Genomic DNA, 24,322 nt, shown 5'->3' on the forward strand with positions numbered 1-24,322 from the left:
CCTGTCATTAGTTCTGAGAGTGTTATGGGGTCAATTCGTTGTTATTAATTTGCATAAAGCTGCACATTTGACCCTGCATAACCTGAAAAGTTCACTGCAATTCGCACCAGAATCACATTTTATTCATAACAGGCACGCTTTGGCAGAAAAGATCACCCCCTTTCCGCCATTTTTTCCTACTTTTAAGAACCAGATCAGATCCTGATCGCCTCTGACCCGCCCATGTTGCTTAACCTTGTCCAGGGAGTGGCTATGTCGTTAGCAAAATTGTTAAACGGGATCATCATCATCTTGTTCCTGATTGGCGCCGTGCTCTTGTTCATGCTGGAAATCACCACGGTGCGACAATCTATCCTCGACCAGATGTCGGCCAATCTTGAGACCGCCATTACCGCCCTCGGTCTGGTGCTTCAGGGTACCCTACTCAACGAGGACAAGGTGCTGGCGGAGACCATAGTCAACGCCATGTTCGACGGCGGCTTCGTCAGCGCCATCACCCTGATAGATCCGGATGGCCAGATGCTGTTTCACAAGGTCTTTGCCAGCACCCAGCAGAACGTCCCCGCCTGGTTGCCCCACCTCATCGCCATGCCCCCGGTCAAGGTCGAGCAGGAACTGACCGATGGCTGGCGCATACTGGGCAGCCTGACCCTGGAAGGGCACAGCGGTTATGCCTACCAGCATCTGTGGGGCGCCATCAGCCGCACCGGCCTCGCCCTGCTTGCCGGCCTCCTGGTATTCAGCCTGCTCATCCCCTGGATCTGCCATCGCCTGTTGCGTCCCCTGGTCGAGATCAATCAACAGCTCGATCTGGTGCGCAAACACCACTACGGTTCTGAGCTGCCCACTCCCTGGCTCAAGGAGCTCAAGGCGGTGGCGGGTTCGGTCAACCAACTGGTCTCGGAGCGCAAGCGGGACATGCTGCAGCAGAGGCTCAAGATCGCCCAGCTCGGCAAACAGCAGGAAGCGAGCAGCCATCTGCCGCTGCTCAACCTGCGCCCCCTCGATGAGAGGTGGCAGCAGCAGCATTTCTATTCCACCCAGGGCGACATCTTGTTGTATCGCCGCCTGTTGCCCCTTAAGCCATTCTCGTGCGAGACCTCCATCACGGCACTGCAACAGGCCGTGACTGACTGGCTCGACCGTGGCCATGATGGACTCTCCCTGCCCCTGAGCCTGCTCGCTCATGAAGAGTGGGATCAGCTGGCGACAACCCTGGCCGGGGTGCCCAAGGGACGGGTCATCGACTGGCGCTGGGATCTGGCCACCCTGCCGGCCAATGGGGTCATCGCCTTCATGGCGCTGGAGCGTGCCGGGGTGGCGCAGGCCTTCAGTGCCATTCCCCTCAACAACGAGGTGCTGACCCTGCTCGATCCCGTCAAACCCACCTTCATCAGTCTGGCCGTCACCAACGCCCCTCTCTACTGGAACCTGGTCAGCCAGAACCTGCATGGCTCAGGCTATACGGTGCTGGCCGAGGCCAGTTCCATCACTGACAGCGACATACTGAGAGCCTGGGGTATCGATGGCTATGCCGCGGGAGCATCATCATGAAGATCTGGTCTCTGCTGCCCCTGCTCCTGGCCCCCTCCCTTCAGGCCGCCTCCCCGCTCAAGATAGACACGGGCTCGGAGCAAGGCATTTACTATCAGATGGCCAAGGAGTTTTGCCGACTGGCCCATGAGCAGGATGAGGACATGCGCTGCCAGCCCAATGCGACATCCGGTTCCCTGGAGAATCTGGACCGACTGGCAAGAAAGAAGAGTGATTACGCCATCGTCCAGTCGGACTGGCTGTATCAGGCCAGCAAAGGAGAAGGGGCATTTGCGGGGGCCCCCCAACCCGGGCTGAAGAGCCTGTTTGCCACCCACGCCGAACCCTTCACCCTGATGATACGCGCCGATGGCGATATCACCCGCCTGGAGCAGCTCAAGACGGCTCCTATCGATCTGGGTCTCAAGGGATCGGGCACGCGCAAGACGGCTCTGGCCCTGATGGCCGTAGTGGGATCACGGGAGCAGGATCTCGATCTGAAGAGCGTGGGCAATGTGGCCGAAGCCCTGTGTGACAAGCGGATAGACGCCGTCGCCCTCGTCATCGGCCATCCCAACCGCATGGTGCTCGATGCGGCCAAACGCTGCCCCATCACCTTCATGGCGATCGAGGGGGCTGTGCGTGACCAGCTCATCAAGGGCCGCCCCTATTATCAACCCAGCCGGATCCCGGCGCGGATCTATCCGGGCAATACCAAGCCCGTCCCCACCTTCGCCATCGCAGCGACTCTGGTTAGCCGGGAAGATGTACCGGAAGCTGACGTTTACCGACTCACCAAGGCCATGCTGGGCCAGCAGATCCAGTTCAACGAACAGACCTATGGTTACGCCAACCTGTTTCACCGGGCGCGCAACAAGACGGGCGCCGTGCTGATGGCGCCCCAGCATGCCGGGGCGGCTCGCTACTTCGCCGAGCTCAAGACGGCGGGAAAACTATAGCTGGCGACGGGGGGATCGCAGGTGCTCGCTGGAGAAGCGGCTCTTCATGGAAGTCCATTGTGCCAATCTGTCGGCGCTGCCCGCCAGGGTGCCTTCCCGACGTGACTTCATGACCCAGATGCTCTTGGCATCGAAGCTGTAGACAGGGATCAGGTCGGTGCGCTGACTGCCGGGGAGGATGCGGCCATTGATGTTGTCCAGCACCAGAGGGTCTGACTTGGTCGTCGGGAAGTAAAGCGTCACCATGTGAAACTGGTTGAACTTCACCGCCTTGACATAGGCCAGCCTCAGTTTCTTCTCCTCCACCCCCAGCTCCATCAGGGTGTAATACTTGGCGATGCTGTAATCCTCGCAATCCCCTCCCCTGGCACCGATGAACTCGATCGGGTTGGCCCAATAATCATCCATGCCCCACAGCCTGGGATCCACGCTATAGGTGAGGTTATTGAAGTAATTGTTTACCAAGGTAATTTTCTGTTGATCCGTGGTACCGGCGCGAGGGCTCAACAGGCGGGCATAGGCCTGCGCCCGCTTCACGGCTCCCTGACCATACACATCCGCCAGCTTCGCCTGCAACTGGGGGTCCGCCAGGTAAGTGGATAACTGGGAGGCGTGCAGCGGCGCACTGGCCAGCGCAACCCCCCATAACATCAGAGCAATCCGGTTCATGCACGACTCTCCGCAATAGGGCTGGAGGTCAGTATAGACCCCTGGGTCTATCGGCACTGGCCAAAGGCATCGGCCAATTGCTGCATGAAACTGGGATAGGCATCCGGCCCCAGGGCGACCGTTTCACCCACCTCATCGAGCAGCAGCACCTTGGCGCCGGTATTGCGGGCCACCGACTCGATCACCGCCGGCGAGAATTGCGGTTCGGCATAGATGCAGCTCGCCTGTTTCTCTTCCAGCGCCTTGCGGATCTCCACCAGGGTCCTGGCGCCGGGGCGACGCTCCGGGCTCACGGTGAAATGGCCCTTGGAGCTCATGCCGTAGTGACGCTCCCAGTAACCATAGGCCTCATGGAACACGAAATAACCCTTCTGGTTGACCGCCTTCATCTGCTGGGCGATCACCTTGTCCTTGGCATCCACCTTGGCATCGAACGTGGCCAGGTTGGCGGTGTAGCGGGCCTGATTGGCCGGGTCCAGCTTGCCAAGCTCGGTTGCGATCGCCTTGGCTATCACCTTGGCCTGGGTTGGCCCCAGCCAGAGATGGGGATCCACTCCCTCGTGGTGATGCCCCTCATGGCCTTCATCATAGCCACCGTGCTCATGGGCGGCATGCTCATGCTCATGCTCATGCTCATGCTCGCCATCATGATGGGCGCCCTGAGTCGCGTAGTTGAACAGCGGCATCCCGGGCACCTGGGTCAGGGTCACCACATGGGGATGACTGGCCAGCGGCTTGGCCATGAAGCCTTCCAGCTCAGGGCCGACCCAGACCACCAGATCGGCCTTGTTGATGGTGCGAACATCCGATGGGCGCAGGGAAAAATCATGGGGAGAGGCGCCGGTGGGCAACAATACCTGGGGTTCACTCACCCCATCCGTGATGGCGGCGGCGATGAAGCCCAGGGGTTTGATGGTCGTCAATACTGTGGTGGCGCGCACCGGCAGGCTGACCACGAACAAGGCGGTGAGCAGGGCAAGAATTCGCATAGGGATCTCGTCAGGACAGATGAATGTGATAATATAACAGAAAACCGGACTGTTATATTATAACTCTCATTGCCTGTAAACCCCGGAGCTGTCATGACCCAACTGGTGGAGCTGAAGGAGATCTGTCTCTCTTTCGACGGGCGACTCGTGCTCGACAAGGTCTCCTTTACCCTCAACAAAGGCAAAATCACCACCCTGGTCGGCCCCAACGGCGCCGGCAAGAGCACCCTGAGCAAGCTGGTGCTTGGCCTGCTCAAGCCTGACTCGGGGCACATAGTGCGCCGTGGCAGCCTGCGGATAGGCTATGTGCCCCAGCGACTCTATCTGGACCCCACCCTGCCGCTGACGGTGCGCCGCTTCCTCCAGCTTGGCAAGAATGGTCGCCTCTCCATCGAAGAGGCCCTGAGCCGGGTCGGCGCCCAGGATCTGCTGGACAACCGGATGCAGAAACTCTCCGGCGGCGAGATGCAGCGGGTGCTGCTGGCCCGCGCCCTGCTGGTCAAGCCCGAGCTGCTGGTGCTGGACGAACCGGTCCAGGGGGTGGATATCACGGGCCAGATAGAGCTCTACGCCCTCATCAGCCAGCTGGCCGCCGAGTTTGACTGCGCCGTGCTCATGGTCTCCCACGACCTGCACCTGGTGATGGCCAGCACCCACGAGGTGATCTGCCTGAACGGCCACGTCTGCTGCCACGGCGAGCCCGAGAGCGTGGCCCGTCATCCCGAATTTGCCCGCCTGTTCGGTCGACCAGAGCGGGAGGTGCTCGCGGTCTACACCCATCATCACCACTGCGACGGCGAACACCATCATCATGAGCCGCAGGCCCCCGTCATCCGCCTGCCCGCTCGCAAGCAATAAGCACAGCTAAGGACATTCAAGTGGACAGCTTTCTGTTATATGCCCTCGCGGCCGGCCTCGGCATCGCCCTGCTGGCCGGGCCGCTGGGCAGCTTCGTGGTGTGGCGCAAGATGGCCTATTTTGGCGACACCCTCTCCCATGCCTGCCTGTTCGGCATCGCGCTCGGCATACTACTGCAGGTGGATCTCACCCTGGCGGTGGTGGTCTGCTGCCTCGCCATGGCCATGCTGCTGGTGATCATGAGCCGCAACCAGCAGGTAGCGACCGACACCCTGCTCGGCATCCTGGCCCACAGCGCCCTCTCCCTTGGCCTGGTCACCCTGAGCTTCATGGACAATGTGCGGGTGGATCTGATGGCCTACCTGTTCGGCGACCTGCTCTCGGTGCAGCCCATGGACTTGCTCTGGATCTACGGCGGCGGCGCCCTGGTGCTGCTCACCCTGTGGCGGCTCTGGGATCCCCTGCTCTCCATGACCATCTCGGAAGAGCTGGCCCGGGTGGAAGGGGTGCGGGTGGATGTACTGCGCTGCGTGCTGATGCTGCTGATAGGCCTGGTGATCGCCGTGGCCATGAAGTTTGTCGGGGCGCTGATCATTACCTCGCTCCTGATCATTCCCGCCGCCACCGCCCGCCGCTTCAGCCAGACCCCGGAGCAGATGGCCGGCTTCGCGGCCCTGATCGGCTGTCTGGCCGTGCTGGGGGGCCTGACCCTCTCCTGGTTCCAGGATACCCCTGCGGGTCCGTCCGTCGTGGTCTGCGCCACCAGTCTCTTTATCCTGAGCCAGTTCAAGAAGGCCTGAGCCTGGGGTGGCCTGAACCTCTTTGTCAGGCCACCCCAGATCCAGTCCCCTCGATCGTGGTCTGCGCCACCAGCCTCTTTATCCTGAGCCAGTTCAACAAGGCCTGAACCTTTCCCGTTCAGGGGAGAGGCAGGCTCTGGCGCGTCTCCAGCAGCAGCCACTGGCGCAACCGGCTGATGGCCGCCTCATGGGCTCGCCCCCGCTTGCAGGTGAAGTAGAAGGCATCCCCCGTCTCCAGCTGATGCACCGGCAGGCGCACCAGCTGGGGATCGTCCGGGGGCACCATGTAGTCGTTCACAAAGGTCACCCCCTGACCCCAGGCCGCCGCCTCCACCGCCATCAGCATGTGGCTGAAGTGGTGCATGCGCACCGTCTCCGGCACCCCCATGGCGCCCGCCTCGGCCCAGCGCTGCCAATCCTCCCCCCGGGACTTGTAGATGGATTGCACCGAGAGCAGCGGCAACTGCCAGATGGCATCCGGCCAGTCGCCGCTCGCCTGGGCCAGCAGCTTGCGACTGCAGACGGGGAAGAGCCGCTCCTGATAGATGAGGGTGTGGCTGTAGCCTCGCGCGTTGGGACACACAGTGATGAAGCAGTCCGCGATACGATCCGAGAGCACGGGATCTTCGGCCACCATCTCCAGGCTCAGATCCAGCTCGGGACACTGCTGGCGCAGCCCGGCCAGGCGCGGGATCAGCCACTTGACCGCGAAGGAGCTGTAGACGGCGAGTCGCAACTGCATCTGGGCCCCGCCCCGCAACTGTTCGCTGCTCTGGGCTATCTGGCCGAGCCCGGCGGCGATCCCCTCGAAGTAGAGCTCTCCCTGGGGGGTGAGGGAGAGCAAGCGCCCCTGGCGCAGCAGCAGTCGCTCCCCCAGAAAGTCCTCAAGCAGGCGGATCTGGTGGCTGACCGCGCTCTGGCTGACGTTCAGTTCCAGGGCCGCACGGGAAAAGCTCAGCAGGCGGGCGACCACTTCGAAATATTGCACGGCGCGCAGGGGCGGCAGCTTCATTATCTATAAATCTCATGAATGGTGTTTTTTTATCATTTTACCCAATAGTCAGCGTCCCGCTACCCTGAGTCCATCAAGTGAGGAGACAGTATGAATTCAGTGGCGGCAGGCATGATCTATCTGGTACTCGGCAACCTGGTTGCCGTCTTCTCCGACGCCCTGGTCAAGGTGCTGGAGCCAGATCAGCCCATCTTCCAGTTCGTCTTCTTCCGCCAGCTCTCGGCGGCCTTGCTGCTGGCGCCCTGGCTGCTCTGGTCCTGGCGGCGCAACCCGCCGGTGGCACTCAAGTGGCATCTGCTGCGGGCCCATATCTGGGCGGTCGGCGTCTGCCTCATGGTGGTGGCCCTGACCCAGCTGCCGCTGGCCACCGCCAACGCCCTCTTCTATGCGGCGCCGCTGCTGATGGTGCCGCTGGCGGTCTGGCTGGCGGGAGAAGCGTTGTCACGCCAGAAGGTGGCGACGGCCCTCATCGGTTTCGTCGGCGTGCTCATCGTGCTGCGGCCGACCGAGGTGAACTGGGCCGCTCTGGCGGCGCTCGGAGTGGCGCTCTCCCTGGCCCTCAACAACCTGCTGATCAAGCGGATCCCCCTCAAGCAACCCATCGCCCAGACCCTGTTTTTCACCAATGTGCTGAGCATGCCCTTGATCCTGGCATTGGCCTGGTGGGAAGGGGGCAACTGGCAGTGGCAGATGTGGTGGCCCGCCTTCGGCTCCTCGGCGCTGATCATGGTCTATGCGGGCTTGTGCGTGCTGGCCTATCGCAAGGCGGAGGCGAGCAAGATCGCCTCGGCGGAATACACGGGTCTGCTGGCGGCGGTCGCCATTGGTGCCTGGCTGTTTGACGAGCAACCCGGCCTGCCGCTGCTGCTGGGCTGCCTGTGCATCATCATTCCGCTGGTCGCCATGGCACGCGGCAAGTCAAAACCCCAGGCAGAGCCGGCGCTCTAGCCAGCCGGGTCAAGCAGCGGGGCAACCCGCTGACGCAGATGGGGGACCACCTCCTGCTCGAACCAGGTATTCTTCTTGAGCCAGAGGGTGTTGCGCGGGGAAGGATGGGGCAGCGGCAGCCAGCCGGGGCCGTAATCGCGCCAGCATTGCACCGTCTCGGTGAGGCTCCCTCTGGCCGCCTCCCGCAGGTAGTAGCGCTGGGCGTACTGACCGATGAGCAGGGTCAGCTCGATACGGGGCAGCAGCATCAATACCTTGTCGTGCCAGGTGGGGGCACATTCCGGGCGCGGCGGCAGATCTCCCGACTGGCCGCGGCCCGGGTAACAGAGCCCCATGGGCATGATGGCGATGCGGGATTCGTCGTAGAAGGTAGCCTTGTCCACCCCGAGCCAGTGGCGCAGGCGATCGCCGGAAGGGTCGTCCCAGGGGATGCCGCTGGCGTGTACCCGGGTGCCGGGGGCCTGACCGATGATGAGCAGACGAGCATGCTCGCTGCCGCGGATCACCGGCCTGGGCCCGAGCGGCAGTTGGGCCTCGCACAACCGGCAGGCCCGGATCTGTTCAAACAGGATATCGAGTCGGTTCATGGCGCCGATAGTAACAGAGTTTTCCCCCGCATCCGCTTGTGCAAGTCGTACCGGCTGCCTATGATGCGCCCCAATTTGTTTAATTTAATAAACGGACGACGATGAAAAACGGCTTGGGGACGGGCAGCGCGGCCCTCTCATTCGTGCTGTGGGGCCTGCTGCCCCTTTATTACCAGTTCATGCCCGAGGTCAACATGTGGGAGCTGCTCTCCCACCGGGTGCTCTGGTCTGTTGTGCTGCTGGGCGCCCTCTTCCTGCTGCTCGGGGTACGGATCCCCTGGCCACGCCTGCGCAGCGAGCCCCGCCAGCTTGGTCTCATCCTGCTGGCGGGCCCCGTCATGTCCATCAGCTGGTGCATGTTCACCTGGTGCCTGACCACGGGCCAGGTGCTGGCCACCAGCCTCGCCTTCTTCATGACGCCCCTGTTCAACATCGCCTTTGCGGTGATCTTCCTGAAAGAGCGGCTCACGGTACAGAAACATCTGGCGGTCGCCCTGGCCCTGGCGGGGCTGGCCTACATGCTGTTCTCCTACGGCGAGCTGCCCTGGTTTTCCCTGATCATGGGGGCCAACTTCGCCCTCTATGGCCTGCTCAAGAAGAAGGTGCATTACGGGCCGAGCACCAGTCTCTACCTGGAGTCCCTGGTGCAGCTGCCCCTGGCCCTGCTCGTGATAGGCTGGCTCGGCTGGCAGGGGAACAGCACCTTCCTGGCGGGGGACTGGGCCGATCGCCTGCTGCTGATGGGCAGCGCCCCCGCCACCCTGCTGCCGGTGGGCCTGTTCTGCTACGGCATGCTCAGAACCAGGATGAGCACGGTCGGCCTGCTGCAATACATAGAGCCTAGCCTCGCCTTCCTGCTCGCCCTCTTCTGGTTTGGCGAATCGCCGGATCCGGTGAAGTCGGTGGGCTTCGCCTTCGTCTGGGCCGGCCTGCTGGTGAGCCTGCTGCCCTTGCACAGGCTGCGTCAGGGCAAGGCCTTCCCCCCTGAGGCTGCCCCCTTGCCCGAGGCGCCACAAGATAGATAATGGCCTTCACAGCCCCGCCGGGGCACTTGCACGGGAGCCACAATGAGTCACACCCCGCCCGATGCGCCGCAGGCCGCCGGCGGCCCCTGGTTCATCTACATGGTGCGCACCGGGAGCGGCAGCCTCTACACCGGCATCAGCACGGACCCAGAGCGCCGACTCGGCCAGCACCAGAGCGGTCGAGGGGCCCGAGCCCTGCGTGGCAAGGGGCCCCTCGCCCTGGCCTGGTGGCAAGCGGTCGGGGAGCATGGCGCGGCCCTGCGCCTGGAGTACCGTCTCAAGCGGCAGAGCAAGGCCAGCAAGGAGGCCCTGATCCGGCAACCCGAACGCTGGCAAGCCCTCAGCCAGCAGTGGCTGCTCACCCAGGGAACCGGATCATCAACAGAAAGGCCACCGCCATGATGTGGATCCGAGCGGTGGCCAAGGCAGGACAGGTGTCACCCCAGAAGAGGGATGTCAACTCAGCGATAGCCCTGACTGCGGCGCCGGTTGCCCAGCAGCCAGTAGATGACCAGGCCCAGGACAAGCCAGGGGGCCAGCTTGAACACCAGCCCTATCATGCCCGCCAGGGCGCCAAACAGCATGAAGACCCCACTCACCACCACCATGGCCAGCACGGTGAACCCGGCCATGGCCATCACGATCAGCACGGCCAGCAAGACCAAGCATTCCAACATAGTCACTCCTCGCAGCCGGGCTGCTTCTGGGTAGCCGGGTCAACCGGACTCGGGCAAGGGCCATGGCCCCTGCCCACAAGATGGCGCCTCTGCTGCCGGGCTCGCCGGGAGCCGCTCAATCCAGCCAGCGCTTGAGCTGGTGGCGTGGCGGCATCAGCATCACCGCCAGCAGATAGGCGATCAGGGCGAAGGGGGGCATCAGGATCAGGACCACCAGCGCCACGACCCGCACCGCCACCCGGGAGACGCCAAGCCCCCTGGCAATACCGGCGCAGACTCCGGCCAGCTTGCGATGGGCCAGATCTTTGGGCCAGGGGCTCATGGTTATGCCTCCGCCTTCTGGCCTTTCAGGCGGGCCAGCTCGCGCTCTATCTCGTCATTGAGTTCCAGCTCGCGGAACTGGGCCTCCAGGGACGGATTCTGACCGAAGGTAGCCGCCTCCAGCTGGGCTTCCAGCTGATCCACCCGCCCCTGCACACCGTCGAAGCGGGCCATCAGCTCGTGCATGCGACGATTGTCCAGCTGGGCACGGGCCCGGATCCGGCTGTGGGCGGTCTGCTCGCGCAGGGCCAGCAGCTTCTGCTTCTCGCGAGCCTCGGTCAACTTGGCGCCGAGCCGTTCGCTGTCGGCGGTGAGCTGGGCCAGCACCTCGGCCAGGCGCGCCTGATCCTGTTCGAGCTGCGCGAGCCGCTTGCCCTCGGCCAGCTTCTCGCCAAGGGCGGCGCGGGCCAGATCCTCACGTCCCTTCCCGATGGCGAGCTCGGCCTTGGCCGACCACTCCCGGATCTGGTGGCGCAGCGCCTGTTGATGGCGCTCCAGCTGTTTCTGCTCGGCGATGAGGCGGGCGGCCTGGGTTCGCATATCGACCTGCACCTGCTCCATCTCCTCGATCATCAGGCGCAGCATCTTCTCCGGCTCCTCGCTCTTGTCGAGCAGGCTGTGCAGGTTGGCATTGACGATATCGCTAAGGCGGCTGAATACACTCATGGTCTGGCTCCTTGTTCATGGGGATGGCTATCTCATCCCAAGTCATTACAAGAGCCGTGCCAAGGTTATTTATCCTTTACTTACAGATAGATAAGGATTTTCATTCATATTGCAAGGGGATGAAGTTGGCAAAATACACCAACTAGTTGGTCATTTTAACCAATAAAAAAGGAGCCATTGGCTCCCTTTGCGATCCTGTGTTCCGTCAGGCGGCACGCTGTCGCGCGACGGCCTCGTCCAGCTGTGCCAGCTTGGCTGCCATCTTCTCCCGACAGGTGTCGGAGAGCTCGCGAATGCCGGCAGCGCCATGCTCCTTGCTGCACAGGGGGGGCAGCATCTCCAGCAGCACCTCGCCGTTGTCCCAGCGGTTCAGGTCCACCTGACCGAAGTAGCTGGAGCAGACGATGGGCACCACGGGCACCTCGGCCTGAACGGCGGTATGAAAGGCGCCGGCCTTGAACGGCAGCAGGCCGCGCCCCTGGGAGCGGGTTCCTTCCGGGAACATCCAGATGGAGGTGCCGCGCCCCTTGATGCGGCTCACCACCTGGCCTATGGTGCCGATGGCCCGGGAACGGTTGGATCTGTCGATCAGCACGTTGCCGGAGAGCCAAAAGATGAGGCCGAAGAAGGGCAGCCACAGCAGGCTCTTCTTGCCCACCGCCACCACCCCGGGCATGACGGCGCCGGTCACGGTGAAGATATCGAAGTTGCTCTGATGATTGCAGACATAGACGGCCGGCCCCACCGACTTGACCTCGTCCGCAATGGTGACCCGGACCTTGAGCCCGATGAGGGGACAGACCGCATGGTACATGCGGGCGAAGACATAGACGTTGTTGGGATGACGTGGACGCACCAGACAGAGCAGCAAGGCCAGCACGAACCAGACGATGAGCAGCAGGCCAAGCAGCAGAATACGGGCAAGTTTAAGCATCGAACACCTCTAAGCAAGATTCGGCGCAGTATACTGATCCCCCTTTTAGCGAACAAGCGTTCGCCAGACAGAACCGACCACCCCAACCGGTCCATGTGGTCGCTCGGCTCCTGCTCACTTGCCCAAACCAGGGTTGATCGATAGGATGTGCCCCATTCAACAGGGTAGGACGAGCATGATTTTGCGACAACGCGTGGCGACAAGACTCCTGCTGCTGGTCTGCATCCTGGTGCTCAACTGCGCGGCCCAGCCGCTGGCCAGGCTGGCACAGCTCGACCAGGCACTGAGCTGCCAGATGCAGCCCCTCGCCTCGTCCAGCGTCGATGCCGACGAGGAAACCGCGACGCCCCAGCCCAGCAGTTGCCAGCTCAACGGCAAGTGGCTCAGCGCCGCGAGCCTGCTCTGCGCCGAACAACTCTTCTTCGCCATCGCCTTCGTGATTGCCCTGCTGGCGCCCCTGTCGCGCCGCTCACCCGCGCTCCCTCCCCCCATCAACATCTCGCCCCCAGAACGGCGATTGCATCTCACTCTCTGCGTCTGGCGGGAATGAGTCAGGGGCGGTTTTCTCCACCCTGACTTTCATTTTCAAGAGACGACAACATGTCAAACATCATCAAGACCGCCCTGTTGCTGGGTGGCCTGCTGTGGCAATCCTCTGGGTTGGCCAGCGACACCGGCTGGCTCACCAGCCCCCAGAACGATCACGCCAGGGTGCGGCTGCAAGCCGACACCCGGGATCCCGCCGCCCCCCGGGTGCTGCTCAGCCTGCAGCTTGAATCCGGCTGGAAAACCTATTGGCAGAACCCGGGGGAAGGGGGCATAGCCCCCGAGATCCTCTGGGATGCCCCCCAGCCGGCGGCGCAGTGGCACTGGCCAGTGCCCAGGCGGTTCGACGTCAGCGGCATCTCGACCCAGGGCTACCAGGGGGACGTCAGCCTGCCCATCAGCCTCACCCGCAGCGGCGGCGAGGCACTGACGGGCACCCTGCGCCTCTCGACCTGCAGCAACGTCTGCATCCTGACCGACTACCCCTTCACCCTGGCGCAAGATGGCGCTGCCCCCGAAGGGTTCGACCTGGCCTATGCCAAGGCGATGAGCACACTGCCACAGGCCCTGCCGGGCACGGTCACCCTCGAGGCGGGCTACCGGCAGAACCAGTTGCAACTGACCGCCGACAACCCCCAGGGCTGGCAGGATCCCCAGGTCTTCCTCCAGCGCCTGGAGGGGGCCGAATTTGGCGAGCCCAGCCTGGAGGTACAGGGCAACACCCTGATCGCCCGCATCCCGGTCAGCGATGGCTGGCAGGGGGATGCCCCCGATATCCGGACCCAGCAGCTCGGCTTGGTGCTGACGAGCGGCGAGCAGGCCTGGCAGAGCGAGGTCCGCATAGGTGAGCCCCTGACCCTGCCAAGCGGCGGCCAGTCGCTGCTCTGGCTGCTGGGAGCGGCGCTGCTGGGGGGGCTCATCCTCAATCTGATGCCCTGCGTGCTGCCGGTGCTGGCCCTCAAGCTGGGGTCGGTGCTGCAGCTCGAGAGCCGGGAGCGCCGCCCGGTGCGCCTGCAATTCCTGGCGGCCAGTGCCGGCATCCTGGTCTCCTTCTGGGCGCTGGCGCTCATGAGCACCCTGCTGCGCGCCACTCAGGGGGCGGTCGGCTGGGGCATACAGTTCCAGAGCGTCTGGTTTATCGGCTTCATGGTGGTGGTGACGGCGCTGTTCTGCGCCAACCTGCTGGGGCTGTTCGAGCTGCGACTGCCGAGCAAGCTCAATACCCGCCTGGCCACCAGCGGCGGTCAGGGGCTGGGGGGTCACTTCCTGCAGGGCTGCTTTGCCACCCTGCTGGCCACCCCCTGCTCCGCGCCCTTCCTCGGCACTGCGGTCGCCTTTGCCCTCGGGGCGCCGCTGGGCCAGCTCTGGCTCATCTTTACCGCGCTCGGTGTGGGCATGAGCCTGCCCTGGCTGCTCATCGCAGCCGTCCCCCGCCTCGCGCTCTGGCTGCCGAAGCCGGGCCGCTGGATGGGGCGCCTGCGCACCCTGCTCGGCCTGATGATGCTGGGCTCCAGCCTCTGGCTGCTCAGCCTGCTCGGCAACCACGTCGGCCCCTTCTGGATGCTGATCCTGATGGCCCTGATGCTGACGGCCCTGCTGCTGGCCGTCGTCTGGCGCCACGGCATACGCACGCTGACCCTGGGGCTGGCCCTGGGCTGCCTGCTGGGTGGGGCCCTGCTGCTCGGCGGCGCCTTCACCCTGGACGGCAAGCCCCAGCAGGACAGGGTCGACTGGCAGCCGCTCTCGGAGCAGGCCATCGAACTGGCACTGGCCCAGAACAAGCGGGTCTTCGTCGATGTGACCGCCGACTGGTGCATCACCTGCAAGGCCAACAAATTCAACGTACTGCTGCGAGATGACGTGCAACAGGCCCTGAGCGCCCCCGATGTGGTGGCCCTGCGCGGGGACTGGAGCCGCCCCTCCGACGGCATCGCCAGCTTCCTGCGCCAGCGCGGCAGCGTGGCCATTCCCTTCAACCAGATCTACGGGCCCGGCCTGACGGATGGCGAGATCCTCTCCCCCCTGCTGGACCGATCGACCCTGCTTGCCACCCTGGCGCAAGCCGGTATTGCCCCCTCTCAAGGAGAAACCAAATGAAACCGACCCTGCTCGCCCTGACCCTGCTGGGCTCCCTGTTGACCCCGGCCCTGCACGCCGCCCCCTTCACCCCGGAGCAGGAGGCCCGCATCAAGGAGCTCATCCGCGAGACCCTGGTCCAGAATCCGAAGATCCTGGATGAAGCAGCCGAATCCTGGGAGAAACAGAACGCTGCGGATCAGGCGGCCCAGCTCGGCGACTTCATCAAGGGCAACAAAGACGTGCTGTTCAATAGCGCCACCAGCCCGCGCCTTGGGGCCAAGCACCCCAAGCTGACTCTGGTGCTGTTCACCGATTACAACTGCCCCTACTGCAAGCAGTTCGATCCCCAGGTCACCAAGCTGCTCAAGGCCTACCCGAACGATCTGGGGCTGGTGATCAAGCTGTTGCCGTTCAAGGGGCAGACCTCCGCCAAGGCGGCCCAGTACAGCCTGACCCTGTGGCAGCAGGATCCGGCCCGCTTCCTCCCCCTGCACGACAAGCTGATGAGCAAGCAGGGCATGCTGACCGAGGCGGACATCAACAAGGCGCTGGCCGCCACCGGCAATGTGGCGCTCAAGCCGGGAGACAAGGCCACCGAAGAGCTGCGCAATAGCCTGCGTATCGGCACCTTGCTGGGGGTTCAGGGCACACCGGCGACCCTGATCGGCAACCAGCTGGTGCCGGGCGCCATTCCCTATGAAGAGCTGGAGCAGCTGGTGAAAGCCGAGCTGGCCAAGCGGAGCTAAACCATGTCTGAGGATGCAGTTGTAAAGGCACCCCGCTGGCGCCGCTGGGGCAAGGAAGCGCTCTGGCTGCTGCTGTTTGCCCTGATCATCTCGACCGTGCTGGATCTGTGGCGCAGCCCGGCGCTGCCGGAAGGCAGCCTCCTGCCCGTGCTGACCCTGCAAGATGGCACCCAGGCCGACCTGCAGGCCATGAGCCGGGAGCGGCCGCTGCTGGTCTACTACTGGGCCAGCTGGTGCGCCGTCTGCCGCTTCACCACCCCGGCGGTGGAGCAGATCTGGCAGGATGGTGGCAACGTGCTGACGGTGGCGCTGCGCTCCGGCGACGACGCCAGGTTGCAGCAGGGCATGGCCAGGAAGGGGCTGAGCTTTCCCACCCACAACGATGAACAGGGGACGCTCGCCGCCCGCTGGCAGGTGAGCGTCACCCCCAGCTTCCTCATCATCAAGGACGGCAAGGTGGTGAGCAGCACCACGGGCTGGAGCAGTCGCTGGGGCTTGCAGCTGCGATTGCTGTGGGCCCGCTGGCAGGCTTGAGCCCCATCACAATGAAAAGAGCCCGGTATGACGACCGGGCTCTTTTTTATCTGTAGGCTGGCTACCCCCTATTGCGCGGGCGCCATGGCGCCCTGCCCGAGCCGCCCCCTGGCGCTGGCTCGCTCGGCCTCGTCGATCACGCCGTCGCCATTCTTGTCCAGGCGGGTGAAGAGGGTCTCATGGCGTTCCATGAACTGCGCCTTGGTCAGATCTTGCTTCGGCTTCATGCTGGCCATTCGACCCGGCATGGCCTTGCCTGACTGCTGCATCGCCTCGTGCATCCTGGCCATGGCGGCCTCTCTTTCGGCCACCGACAGGGTGCCATCCTTGTCGCTGTCCTGCCGGGCAAAACGCTGCTCGGCTCTCTCCATGAACTGGGCCTTGGTGATGTCTCCCTTGATGAACATCAGGGGCTCATCGAGGCTCTCATCGGCGGCGATGGCAAGACCGCCCAGCAGTACCATAGGCAGAAGATAAAATTTCAGCATGGCTGTTCATTCCTAAGTAAGGATCCCGGTATGGCCGAGTCCTGCTGAAGATCGCCAAGGCAACCCCCGGCGCCTCCTGTAGTGTAGTCCCGGGGCCCTCCCCCACCGGGAGGCAGATCACAAGGCGCACCGGCCACACTGTCCTCTGGTTACTTTTCTTCCTATTCATGGCGATGGCGGGCGCTTTCCGTTAAAATCTCCGGTTTTTGCCGTGCCTGGTTTGCCGACGTTCCGCCACCAGGCCAGCACAGGATGAATTCCACCATGCCAGTGAGGCAGGATCCGTCATGAACAACTACTTCCGGGTGCTGGGCGTCAAGTCCAACGCCAGTGAAAACGACATCAAGAAAGCCTATCGACGGCTGTCGAACCAGTACCACCCCGACAAGCTGCACGGGGCGAGCGAAGAAGAGAAAGAGCAGGCAGCCATCCGGTTGCACCAGATAAAGCAAGCCTATGAGGTGTTGTCCGATCCGAAACAGCGGGCCGCCTTCATCAAGGATTTCAACAACGTCATCGTGACCGATCCCGCTGCTGCCATGCAGGAGATGTGGGACCAGTTCTACCCCTGAGCCACCAGGCAAGAAGAGCGACTATGCAAAGAAAATGGGACCAGGCACGGCTCAAGGCCCTGCAAAGCGATGCCAGCGAGAATATCGAATCCTATCGGGATCAGGACGACCCCAAGGGACTCGAGCAGTTCACCGACCAGATGAAGGCCCTGCTGCTGGCCGACATGAGCATGCTGGAGTTCATGCCCGAATACCTGCCGCTCGCCCTCCATGGCCGGGTGCAGTTCCCGCCCAAGGCCAAGGGGCAGTGGAACCAGTGGCTCGCCAGCGGCGTACAACCCTCATGGGACGAGTTCAAGGTGAGCGTCGCCTTCAACAACGCCGCCCTGCCGCTGGTGAAAGCGGTGCGGGCCCAGAGCGAAGATCAGCTGATGGAAGCCTGCGCCGTGCTGTTCTTGCTCGACAACCCCCTGCCCCGCGGCAGCCGCGGTGCCGATGACGACCTTGAGCTGCGGGACGCAGAAGATGACGACGGGGAAGACGCCGACGCCGATTATCATGGCGGCAGCGACGACCAGGGCGAGCAGGATATGTACGACGAAGTCCGTTTCTAATTGGGGCAAGGCATGAGCAACAGTCTGATAGAAATTACCGCCATCGAGATCAAAGAGCTGGCCGTGGTCGAACCCAAGCAGGCCAGCGAGAAGTTCGAGCTGATCGCCAAGACAATGTCCGACGACCAGCTGGCAGAAGTGATTGAAAACATTGATATCGTTACCCTGACCCAGATCAACGGCCAGCACGACATCTCCTTCCCCTCCATCATCTCCGAGCTGATGACCCCGGAGCGGATCCGCGACATCGTCTGCCAGCAGCCCCTCTACTGGGAAGAGGCGATCAAGCACAACGCCGACGAGCTGCAACAGCACACCTTCGACTTCCTCAACTACCTGATCCGCACCCAGGAGAGCGAAGCCAAGCAGCGGGAGATCCTCGAATGCGTGGCCGAGGATCCGGCAGGCCTCTTCTACCTCGCCATCCCCTTTATCGAGTTCTATCGCGGCGATCGTTTTGATGAAGACGAAGGTTATCGCGACGTGCTGCACGCCGAGGAGGAGGATCTCGAGGAGTCCCTCGCCTACAGCGAGCGCCAGCAGAGCGAGGATGTCCACGACTACGCCCTGGATGACCCGAGAAGCCTGTTGATGCTCATTCGCGAGCTGGCCCCCGAGGTGGAAAAATCCATCAAGTCGCTGCTGCGCAACGAGCACTCCACCTGGGACGGCATCATCAACAAGTTTGCCGCCGAGCTGGTGATGCAGGCCAAAGAGAAGAACAAGGTCGAGGAAGACGAGTACGGCGACGTCGACGACATGTTCAGCTTTCTGGATTAAGGAGCCCACCCATGCAGTTAGTGATTCGCGATGCCAACCAGGGCCCCTTTTTGACCCAGGTGCTGCGCTTTGGCACGGAGCACGAACGTTTGAGCGAGCAGCAGCTGGCCGCCATCAAGGGCAAGGCGGTGCTGATGAGCCTCAAATTCGCCGACAAGTACTACAACAAGTACAAGATGCACCTGCTGGAACAGGCCGCCCACGACGTCATCGGTGTGGTGAGCCTGGGGTTGCAGGAGCTCTCGGCGCGGGATCCGGCCAAGGCGCTGGCGCTGCTGCAGGCGCCGGAAGGCCCCATCAAGCCGTTCCAGAAGGGCTGGTCCATGCTCATCACCGTCAGCCCCAAACAGACCGGCAACAGCCTCTATGGTGACGTGGATGCGCGCCTGCTGGACAAGATCTCGAGCCCCCCGGACATCGAGGAGTGGCAAGGGTGGCAGGAGTACGAGAAGGCGCTGGCCGAGCACAACAAGAGCCGCCTGATGGAGCTTATCGATCAGCACTTCTTCGCCTGCGAGAGCGACCACCCCACCATGGAGGACAAGCTGGCCGAGGCCCTGCTCTATCGCATCCTGTGCGGCAAGGGCAGTGGCGCCGCTCCCCTCAAGGTGAAGCAGGATCTCAAGCGCAAACTGGCGCGGGAGATTGAGCTCGACGAAAACTGGTATGACACCGACTATCTCGCCGCCCAGCTCACCCTGATGCTGAGCGCGCTGCCTGCCGACATGGCCGCCGCCCTGCGCCAGGAGCTGAGCCCGGGCTTTGTGCCGAACCTGCTGCATACCCTGGGGTTTGTACGCCAGTACCAGCAGTTGCAAAAAGAGGATGCCTCCCCGGAGAAGCTCGACAACATGGAGATGCGCGCAGGTCTCAAGCACCCGCTGCTTGGCTGGCCCCTCTACCACGACTTCTGATGAGGGTCTTTCCCTTCACTCTGTTCCAACGCCCGGCTTGCCGGGCGTTGTCATCTGTGTCGCTCACAGATCGGCGCCGCCCCTATGGGGCAATGGTCCACATGGCGCTCTGCATCCCTGTCTCCCTAAAATCGATCACCACGGGATAGTCGTTGCCACAGCCCGTCACCGTCCAGCGCTCCTGCCAGTAGCGACTGCCCGGCTCCCCCTCGGGGCGTTGCAGCACCACGGGCACGAAGCGCTCCGGTGCGTCACACCCCTTGGTCGCCACCCAACCCGCTACCCCCACCATGGCATCCCGGATCAGCTGCTGATTGGCCAGGGTGCCTTCCTGCACGGGCTCGTTCGGGCTGGCCTCGGCCTGCCACATCAGGGGATAAAGCAACAACAGGGCATAGGGTCTCATCACGCCTCCAGAGGGGTCAGCTTAAAAGTGGTTCGTTCGAAGCTTTCATCATGACCCGAAACGGCGCCAGACAGAAGAGGAGACCAGGGAAAACAGGCGCAGGACCTGGGGCAGCGGCGGCTCTCGCCCAGGGTGGACTACCCCCTAAGCGTCATTGGCCCACATTTTGTCAGGGATATAATGACTCCCCCATACCGACCGCAGGGGAACGCCGTGAGCAGAAAACCGGACCGCATCACCGCCATGCAGCAGATCATCGACGCCGTGAAGGCGGAGTTCCCGCTCTATCAGCCGGATACCTTCAAATGCGGGCCGGACAACAGCTGCATCGGCTGCCCCAAGAAGCTGATGGAGCTGGTGGATACGGACCTCTGCTACTGGCAATATCAGATCGACCGCGGCATGGCGCCCAGCTTCGACGAGCTCAACCGCTTCGGCAAGATGTGCAAGAACATCCGCCGGGCGCTGGTGCGCAACGGCCGCATCCCCGCCTGATGCTTTGCCCCCGCATCTGATAAGGTGTGACCCACAGGCCCGGATCGGGCACAAGCGAGCAGGAGACCAGGATGACCCAGGAGCGGATCCAGACCCGATACAAGCTGGCGGGCCCCTTTGCCACTCAGAGTGAGCTCAAGCAGGCCATAGCCCGGGCAATAGAGCACCACAAGCAGGACTTCTTCCCCCTGCTGGAGCGACTGGTGGACGTGGGGGACACCAGGGTCAACCTGAGCCAGGAGAACCCGATGCGGGTGCTTGGCATAGCGCTCGACGCCGCAGGCACCACGGGCACGGCACAGCTCAACTACGAGTCCAACTTCGCCGAGAGCTGCCTCATCATCAACGAATATGACCAGCACCAGACCAGCGTGCCCTTTCACCTGGAAGGGGATGAGCTTGTCTTCGACCTTGAGCTGCCCATCGCCTGGAATTTCAATAATTAATACTTCGGCGGGGCGATTCACCTTGTATATTGCGCCCTGCAGACTCTTGAGCACTGATAAGGACATTAGATGCATATTCACCAGGCAACCTCGGCTGATATCGAAGACCTCACTCTCTTGTTTGATGCCTATCGCCAATTTTATGGGCAGGCTTCGGCGCCTATGGCCGCAGCCGCCTTCATTGCCGAACGCATTTCCAAAAGTGAGTCTGTTATCTTTCTGGCTCGCAGTGAGACGGGTGAAACCATTGGTTTTGCCCAGCTTTATCCCGCCTTCTCATCCGTTGCGATGAAGCGGATGTGGTATCTCAACGATCTGTTTGTCGCAGCATCGGCCCGCCAGCAAGGAGTCGCGAAAGCCTTGCTGAAACAGGTGGCGACCTTTGCCAGGGAGACGAACGCACTGACGGTCAAACTGGCCACAGCCGTATCCAATCTGCCCGCAAAAGCCCTCTACGAATCGGAGGGATATCAAAAGGTTGTCGCCTTTGATCACTACACCCAACGGGTTTAGCGAGCAAGGGGGAGACGCAACCTCATTGACCATGGCGCGACCCCCGTGGACACAGACAAAGAGTGGAAAGATTGATTGTCCGCTATATTGCGACAACCAAATAGGCAGGCACTCCGAGATAACGGCTAGATGGATGGCCTTTAAATAAAGAGGCTGGCGTGGCTACCCAGGTGCCCCACTTGGTGTAGGGTTGTCTCCATGCCAACTGAATGAACTATCGAGGGTCAGCATGGGTGAGCACCAATCTGCAGCAATGCCGGGATTGAGCGACGGCAATGGCTTTTTTTTCGAGCGTAGAAGTGCCGGAGACTTCCCCTTTTATCGCCAGTCCCAAACTGCCTTGTCTGGCCGCAGCTGGGGGCTGATCCTGCTGGGGGTGGTGCTGGGTTTCGCCGTGCTGACGGCGCACCTTGCATTTTATAACACCACGGCGGGCGGCTTTGTCCCCGCCATCCTGTTCCCTCTCATCCCCCTGGCCGTGCTCGCCATGGTGGCGGGGAAGGCATGGCGAGCCCTGTTTCGAACGCCGACGGGACGGGATTGTCTCTTGATGCTGGCGATCGCCGGCGTCAACATTCTGGTTTCGGTCGCCGTTGCCCTATTGCTGCAGCACCTCTTCAAGATGAGCGCCAACCCGGTCAACGCCATGCTGGCAGAGGCCTCCAATGCGGCGCGCATCCTCTTTTATCTCAAAACCATCCCTCAGCTCTTTGGCGAGGAGGTGGTCTCCATCCTGCCTTTTCTGGCCATCCTCTGGTGTTGTCACACAAAGCTCGGCCTGACGCGCAAGTCCGCCATCATCATCGCCTGGCTATCGACTGCCCTTATCTTCGGAGCCATGCACCTGCCCACTTATGACTGGAATTTTCTGCAATGTTTTCTGGTGATCGGCGCGGCCCGCATCGTGCTGCTCAGTGGCTACATCATCACCAAAAACATCTGGGTATCGACCGGCGCACACATCATCAACGACTGGCTGCTGTTTACCCTCATGGTGGTCCTGCCTGGCGGTCACGCAGGAATCTGACCCAGGAACTCGTGAGCCTCCCGTTTATTGCCCCCCATTCCCCCACAGCAGCAACAAGGCAGAGGGTTGAATCAAGCAGGGCCGATTTGCGAAGCCTGATCGGCTGCACCGCAAGCGCCGTGGCGATGAGGATGGCGGGAAAAGATGGATGTCCCACTATCCCATAGCCATTGGCAGATCAGCACCGGCGACATCCCCTGAAAGCCGCGTCATACCTGATTCATATGAAGAGATGGCAGGCTCGTAAAGGTATCCTTACAGTGGGATAGAGAGATATTCCCTCCCCCAATGACCCGGCTCTCCTGAAGCGAGCCACCACACCGAGAGCCTCATGTAACAGGCTGTTTAATAACGAACTTAAAAGCTTTCACTCCCCTTGAGACAAGTAGTTCTTCCCCCCGGCACAGGCCTGTAATGATAATTTAATCATTTAAATCGCCCCGACATATTGATCCATTTGAAACCCAGCACTAATCTCCCATCCACGTGGAGCGGAAGTCGAGAGGTAGCTACGCGGTATCCCTTACATTTCATCAAGGAAAAGGAAATACCATGGAAAGCATCGCTATTGCAGCATCCCAGCTCAACTGGAACGGCGGACAACGGATCACCCTCAAAGCCGGTGACACTGCAACCTGTACAGTCCTGCGCCCCGATCAGCTGTATGGGATCTTCATCTACAACTCGGCCCAGAATGACAACAATGCCGTGGTAAACGTGGTCTGGAGCAACAGCCAGCCTCCCTGCCAGATCACTGTGCCGGGTACGACGGCCAACGCCGGCCTGGCATCCATGGGTTTCGTGTCCGGCAGTGACACTCAAACCATTTCTGTCTCTCTGCCCAGCAACGGCGGCATAGCGCAAGTGGACCTCTGGCTGGGCAGCGTCAGCATGCCGACCAATACCAGCGGCCTGAACAACCAGCCGTTGCAGGCCAACGGTGACCCGGTGCCGTTCAACAAATACACCCGCTACTATGCGGTGCCCCCGTCAAAATGGATGAATCTGACCATCGCCAGCACCATCACCCAGTTCATTTCGTGCCAGTTCCGGCAGGACAAGGCGACCGTGTTTGTCGTCAATGAAACCTCCAATGGCCTGCTCAAAGGCCAGATCACCAAGATGGGGCCGACCGCCAGTGAAAGCGGTGCTGTGATGATCAGCACATCTCAAATCCAGAGCATTACCGAGAACCTGCAAGGTGACGGTTCGCAGTGGGTCTGGATGGATGCAGACAGCCAGCAGAACTCCCAGAATGCGACCATTGCATTGCAGTCTCTTTAAGCTCAGCCCCAAAATGTAATAAAGAAGGCCCCGGAGAATGGGGCCTTCTGCTATCCGCTCGGCAACCTTACGCTCGCTTCAGCTGGCGCTGGTATCGGGACACCTGATGCAGGCAAAGACGAAGCCCTTGCCGCGCCTTTGCCTGCATCAGGTGGGTATCAGGTGAGATAGTAACGCCACAACCGGACCGGCTCGGCGTATCCGACCCGGATGCAGAAGGGCGCCAGATCGTGATTGGCCTGCTCCAGGCTGAGGGTCTGGTGAGTATCTTCCTGGCACCACTGCACGAACTCGCCGCTGTTGAAGCTGTAGTGATCCCCGTGAAAGACCCCATGGGCCTCGATCAGCCCGATGGCTTTGTCTGTTTCCATGATTGGCCTCCCGGCACTGTGCTGCTCCTTTCAAGCTTAGCGAGTGGGGCGACTTGTGGGACATCACCTGCCACCCCCTTGATCCATGACAATTGGCAAAGGGGAGAGCAAGCCACCACAGCAGAAGCCATCGACCAGCAACAGAGCCTTAAATAAAACAGAGGCAAGTAGGGTCGATTAGCGAAGCGTAATCGGCCGCACCGGTTATCCGGTCGCGAGCAGGCAAAAGAGAAAGGACGTAGGGTGCAATAAGCGAAGCGCATTGCACCGGCAACCTCGCGGATTCAATAGCGGTGCAATTTCATTGCACCCTACGGTTACCTCCCCTCACCCTAGCACTCTCCCAAGGGGAGAGGGGACAGGTGCCTGCAACCTTTGGGCGTAGCTGTCACGCCATTCCAAAATCGCTGCGATCTGCACCCCCTTCTCCCCTCGCGGGAGAAGGGCTGGGGATGAGGGGGCCGTAAAATAAAATTACCGACCACATTGAAGCAATAGGTTTACGCGATCGTCTGATTACGTTTCGCTAATCAGATCTACGGCACTACCACATTTCAATCCTGCTTGATAAGCTGACTACAGTATTTTG

31 protein-coding genes are annotated in these 24,322 nt (G+C 61.8%); 20 read left to right on the forward strand and 11 right to left on the reverse strand.

Annotation, left to right across the window (positions count from 1 at the left end; all coding sequences use genetic code 11):
* Positions 1-252: 252 nt before the first annotated feature.
* Entirely contained in the window at positions 253-1,554 is a 1,302-nt protein-coding gene (locus ACEUCR_RS13130) for a LapD/MoxY N-terminal periplasmic domain-containing protein (RefSeq protein ID WP_408790685.1), read from the forward strand.
* On the forward strand, positions 1,551-2,492 hold the full coding sequence (locus tag ACEUCR_RS13135) for a TAXI family TRAP transporter solute-binding subunit (protein ID WP_408790689.1): 942 nt from the start codon (positions 1,551-1,553) through the stop codon (positions 2,490-2,492). The genes ACEUCR_RS13130 and ACEUCR_RS13135 overlap by 4 nt, the downstream gene beginning before the upstream one ends.
* Here ACEUCR_RS13135 and ACEUCR_RS13140 read toward each other — a convergent pair.
* Positions 2,487-3,161, reverse strand: a complete 675-nt coding sequence (locus ACEUCR_RS13140) for a transglutaminase-like cysteine peptidase (RefSeq protein WP_408790691.1) — start codon at positions 3,159-3,161, stop codon at positions 2,487-2,489. The two genes, ACEUCR_RS13135 and ACEUCR_RS13140, sit on opposite strands and share 6 nt — an antisense overlap.
* Positions 3,162-3,208: 47 nt before the next feature.
* Positions 3,209-4,150, reverse strand: a complete 942-nt coding sequence (znuA, locus tag ACEUCR_RS13145; RefSeq protein ID WP_408790694.1) for a zinc ABC transporter substrate-binding protein ZnuA — start codon at positions 4,148-4,150, stop codon at positions 3,209-3,211.
* A gap of 93 nt (positions 4,151-4,243) precedes the next feature.
* Here znuA and znuC point away from each other — a divergent pair, with 93 nt between their 5' ends.
* Together znuC and znuB are read left to right on the forward strand one after the other, a co-directional pair.
* Complete coding sequence (gene znuC, locus ACEUCR_RS13150; RefSeq protein WP_408790697.1) at positions 4,244-5,008, forward strand: zinc ABC transporter ATP-binding protein ZnuC; 765 nt, start codon at positions 4,244-4,246, stop codon at positions 5,006-5,008.
* A 20-nt stretch (positions 5,009-5,028) separates the two neighbouring features.
* A complete protein-coding gene (gene znuB / locus ACEUCR_RS13155; RefSeq protein ID WP_042001991.1) occupies positions 5,029-5,808 on the forward strand; it encodes a zinc ABC transporter permease subunit ZnuB in 780 nt (259 codons plus the stop codon).
* A 118-nt stretch (positions 5,809-5,926) separates the two neighbouring features.
* On the opposite strand, the gene ACEUCR_RS13160 is transcribed toward znuB, so the two are convergent.
* Entirely contained in the window at positions 5,927-6,820 is an 894-nt protein-coding gene (locus tag ACEUCR_RS13160; RefSeq protein WP_042001988.1) for a LysR substrate-binding domain-containing protein, read from the reverse strand.
* A 90-nt stretch (positions 6,821-6,910) separates the two neighbouring features.
* Here ACEUCR_RS13160 and ACEUCR_RS13165 point away from each other — a divergent pair, with 90 nt between their 5' ends.
* A complete protein-coding gene (locus tag ACEUCR_RS13165; protein WP_408790701.1) occupies positions 6,911-7,768 on the forward strand; it encodes a DMT family transporter in 858 nt (285 codons plus the stop codon).
* Here ACEUCR_RS13165 and ACEUCR_RS13170 read toward each other — a convergent pair.
* Entirely contained in the window at positions 7,765-8,355 is a 591-nt protein-coding gene (locus tag ACEUCR_RS13170) for a uracil-DNA glycosylase family protein (protein WP_408790704.1), read from the reverse strand. The genes ACEUCR_RS13165 and ACEUCR_RS13170 overlap by 4 nt on opposite strands.
* 101 nt (positions 8,356-8,456) lie before the next feature.
* Here ACEUCR_RS13170 and rarD point away from each other — a divergent pair, with 101 nt between their 5' ends.
* On the forward strand, positions 8,457-9,380 hold the full coding sequence (rarD, locus tag ACEUCR_RS13175; RefSeq protein ID WP_111873164.1) for an EamA family transporter RarD: 924 nt from the start codon (positions 8,457-8,459) through the stop codon (positions 9,378-9,380).
* 42 nt (positions 9,381-9,422) lie between these two features.
* Positions 9,423-9,782, forward strand: coding sequence for a GIY-YIG nuclease family protein (locus ACEUCR_RS13180; RefSeq protein WP_111873163.1), 360 nt, complete (start codon positions 9,423-9,425; stop codon positions 9,780-9,782).
* A 59-nt stretch (positions 9,783-9,841) separates the two neighbouring features.
* On the opposite strand, the gene pspG is transcribed toward ACEUCR_RS13180, so the two are convergent.
* The 4 genes from pspG to ACEUCR_RS13200 all read right to left on the reverse strand — a co-directional run bounded on the left by pspG (position 9,842) and on the right by ACEUCR_RS13200 (position 11,978).
* On the reverse strand, positions 9,842-10,057 hold the full coding sequence (gene pspG / locus ACEUCR_RS13185; protein ID WP_042001975.1) for an envelope stress response protein PspG: 216 nt from the start codon (positions 10,055-10,057) through the stop codon (positions 9,842-9,844).
* A 115-nt stretch (positions 10,058-10,172) separates the two neighbouring features.
* A complete protein-coding gene (locus ACEUCR_RS13190; protein ID WP_111873162.1) occupies positions 10,173-10,379 on the reverse strand; it encodes a PspC domain-containing protein in 207 nt (68 codons plus the stop codon).
* A 2-nt stretch (positions 10,380-10,381) separates the two neighbouring features.
* The gene (gene pspA, locus ACEUCR_RS13195) at positions 10,382-11,044 is read right to left on the reverse strand and encodes a phage shock protein PspA (RefSeq protein WP_111873161.1); all 663 of its coding nucleotides are present in this window, start codon (positions 11,042-11,044) and stop codon (positions 10,382-10,384) included.
* A 205-nt stretch (positions 11,045-11,249) separates the two neighbouring features.
* Entirely contained in the window at positions 11,250-11,978 is a 729-nt protein-coding gene (locus tag ACEUCR_RS13200; RefSeq protein ID WP_408790708.1) for a 1-acylglycerol-3-phosphate O-acyltransferase, read from the reverse strand.
* Positions 11,979-12,153: 175 nt separating this feature from the next.
* Here ACEUCR_RS13200 and ACEUCR_RS13205 point away from each other — a divergent pair, with 175 nt between their 5' ends.
* The 4 genes from ACEUCR_RS13205 to ACEUCR_RS13220 are packed head-to-tail and all read left to right on the forward strand — an operon-like array spanning position 12,154 to position 15,883.
* The gene (locus ACEUCR_RS13205) at positions 12,154-12,528 is read left to right on the forward strand and encodes a hypothetical protein (protein ID WP_111873159.1); all 375 of its coding nucleotides are present in this window, start codon (positions 12,154-12,156) and stop codon (positions 12,526-12,528) included.
* Positions 12,529-12,578: 50 nt separating this feature from the next.
* Entirely contained in the window at positions 12,579-14,621 is a 2,043-nt protein-coding gene (locus ACEUCR_RS13210) for a protein-disulfide reductase DsbD family protein (RefSeq protein WP_408790711.1), read from the forward strand.
* Positions 14,618-15,349, forward strand: a complete 732-nt coding sequence (locus tag ACEUCR_RS13215; protein WP_392441507.1) for a DsbA family protein — start codon at positions 14,618-14,620, stop codon at positions 15,347-15,349. Before ACEUCR_RS13210 ends, ACEUCR_RS13215 begins: the two co-directional genes overlap by 4 nt.
* Positions 15,350-15,352: 3 nt before the next feature.
* Positions 15,353-15,883 carry a protein disulfide oxidoreductase gene (locus tag ACEUCR_RS13220; protein ID WP_408790716.1) on the forward strand — a complete coding sequence of 177 codons (531 nt, stop codon included), beginning with the start codon at positions 15,353-15,355 and terminating at the stop codon, positions 15,881-15,883.
* Between the two features lie 68 nt (positions 15,884-15,951).
* Here ACEUCR_RS13220 and ACEUCR_RS13225 read toward each other — a convergent pair whose 3' ends face one another.
* Complete coding sequence (locus tag ACEUCR_RS13225) at positions 15,952-16,371, reverse strand: EF-hand domain-containing protein (RefSeq protein WP_042001951.1); 420 nt, start codon at positions 16,369-16,371, stop codon at positions 15,952-15,954.
* Between the two features lie 287 nt (positions 16,372-16,658).
* On the opposite strand from ACEUCR_RS13225, the gene atcJ reads away from it, so the two are divergent.
* The 4 genes from atcJ to atcC are packed head-to-tail and all read left to right on the forward strand — an operon-like array spanning position 16,659 to position 19,191.
* Entirely contained in the window at positions 16,659-16,943 is a 285-nt protein-coding gene (gene atcJ / locus ACEUCR_RS13230) for a cold adaptation protein ActJcold adaptation protein ActJ (protein WP_042001949.1), read from the forward strand.
* A gap of 23 nt (positions 16,944-16,966) precedes the next feature.
* Positions 16,967-17,497 carry a cold adaptation protein AtcA gene (gene atcA / locus ACEUCR_RS13235; protein ID WP_408790719.1) on the forward strand — a complete coding sequence of 177 codons (531 nt, stop codon included), beginning with the start codon at positions 16,967-16,969 and terminating at the stop codon, positions 17,495-17,497.
* Between the two features lie 12 nt (positions 17,498-17,509).
* On the forward strand, positions 17,510-18,277 hold the full coding sequence (gene atcB / locus ACEUCR_RS13240; RefSeq protein ID WP_408760303.1) for a cold adaptation protein AtcB: 768 nt from the start codon (positions 17,510-17,512) through the stop codon (positions 18,275-18,277).
* Positions 18,278-18,288: 11 nt separating this feature from the next.
* Positions 18,289-19,191, forward strand: coding sequence for a cold adaptation protein AtcC (gene atcC / locus ACEUCR_RS13245; protein ID WP_408747746.1), 903 nt, complete (start codon positions 18,289-18,291; stop codon positions 19,189-19,191).
* A gap of 82 nt (positions 19,192-19,273) precedes the next feature.
* On the opposite strand, the gene ACEUCR_RS13250 is transcribed toward atcC, so the two are convergent.
* Positions 19,274-19,597 (reverse strand): hypothetical protein, encoded by a 324-nt coding sequence (locus ACEUCR_RS13250; protein WP_408790722.1) that lies wholly within the window; start codon positions 19,595-19,597, stop codon positions 19,274-19,276.
* A gap of 243 nt (positions 19,598-19,840) precedes the next feature.
* Here ACEUCR_RS13250 and ACEUCR_RS13255 point away from each other — a divergent pair, with 243 nt between their 5' ends.
* The 5 genes from ACEUCR_RS13255 to ACEUCR_RS13275 all read left to right on the forward strand — a co-directional run bounded on the left by ACEUCR_RS13255 (position 19,841) and on the right by ACEUCR_RS13275 (position 23,362).
* On the forward strand, positions 19,841-20,092 hold the full coding sequence (locus ACEUCR_RS13255; RefSeq protein WP_408747802.1) for a hypothetical protein: 252 nt from the start codon (positions 19,841-19,843) through the stop codon (positions 20,090-20,092).
* Positions 20,093-20,163: 71 nt separating this feature from the next.
* Positions 20,164-20,538, forward strand: a complete 375-nt coding sequence (locus ACEUCR_RS13260) for a hypothetical protein (protein ID WP_408790725.1) — start codon at positions 20,164-20,166, stop codon at positions 20,536-20,538.
* A gap of 69 nt (positions 20,539-20,607) precedes the next feature.
* Positions 20,608-21,051, forward strand: coding sequence for a GNAT family N-acetyltransferase (locus tag ACEUCR_RS13265; RefSeq protein ID WP_408790728.1), 444 nt, complete (start codon positions 20,608-20,610; stop codon positions 21,049-21,051).
* Positions 21,052-21,280: 229 nt separating this feature from the next.
* Positions 21,281-22,078 carry a CPBP family intramembrane glutamic endopeptidase gene (locus ACEUCR_RS13270; protein WP_408790730.1) on the forward strand — a complete coding sequence of 266 codons (798 nt, stop codon included), beginning with the start codon at positions 21,281-21,283 and terminating at the stop codon, positions 22,076-22,078.
* Between the two features lie 552 nt (positions 22,079-22,630).
* Positions 22,631-23,362: a hypothetical protein gene (locus ACEUCR_RS13275; RefSeq protein WP_042001941.1), complete on the forward strand. Its 732-nt coding sequence runs from the start codon at positions 22,631-22,633 to the stop codon at positions 23,360-23,362.
* A 158-nt stretch (positions 23,363-23,520) separates the two neighbouring features.
* Here ACEUCR_RS13275 and ACEUCR_RS13280 read toward each other — a convergent pair whose 3' ends face one another.
* Positions 23,521-23,733 carry a hypothetical protein gene (locus tag ACEUCR_RS13280; RefSeq protein ID WP_408790733.1) on the reverse strand — a complete coding sequence of 71 codons (213 nt, stop codon included), beginning with the start codon at positions 23,731-23,733 and terminating at the stop codon, positions 23,521-23,523.
* Positions 23,734-24,322 lie beyond the last annotated feature (589 nt).

This window comes from Aeromonas bivalvium, assembly GCF_046078285.1.
Classification (GTDB): Bacteria; Pseudomonadota; Gammaproteobacteria; order Enterobacterales; family Aeromonadaceae; genus Aeromonas; species Aeromonas bivalvium.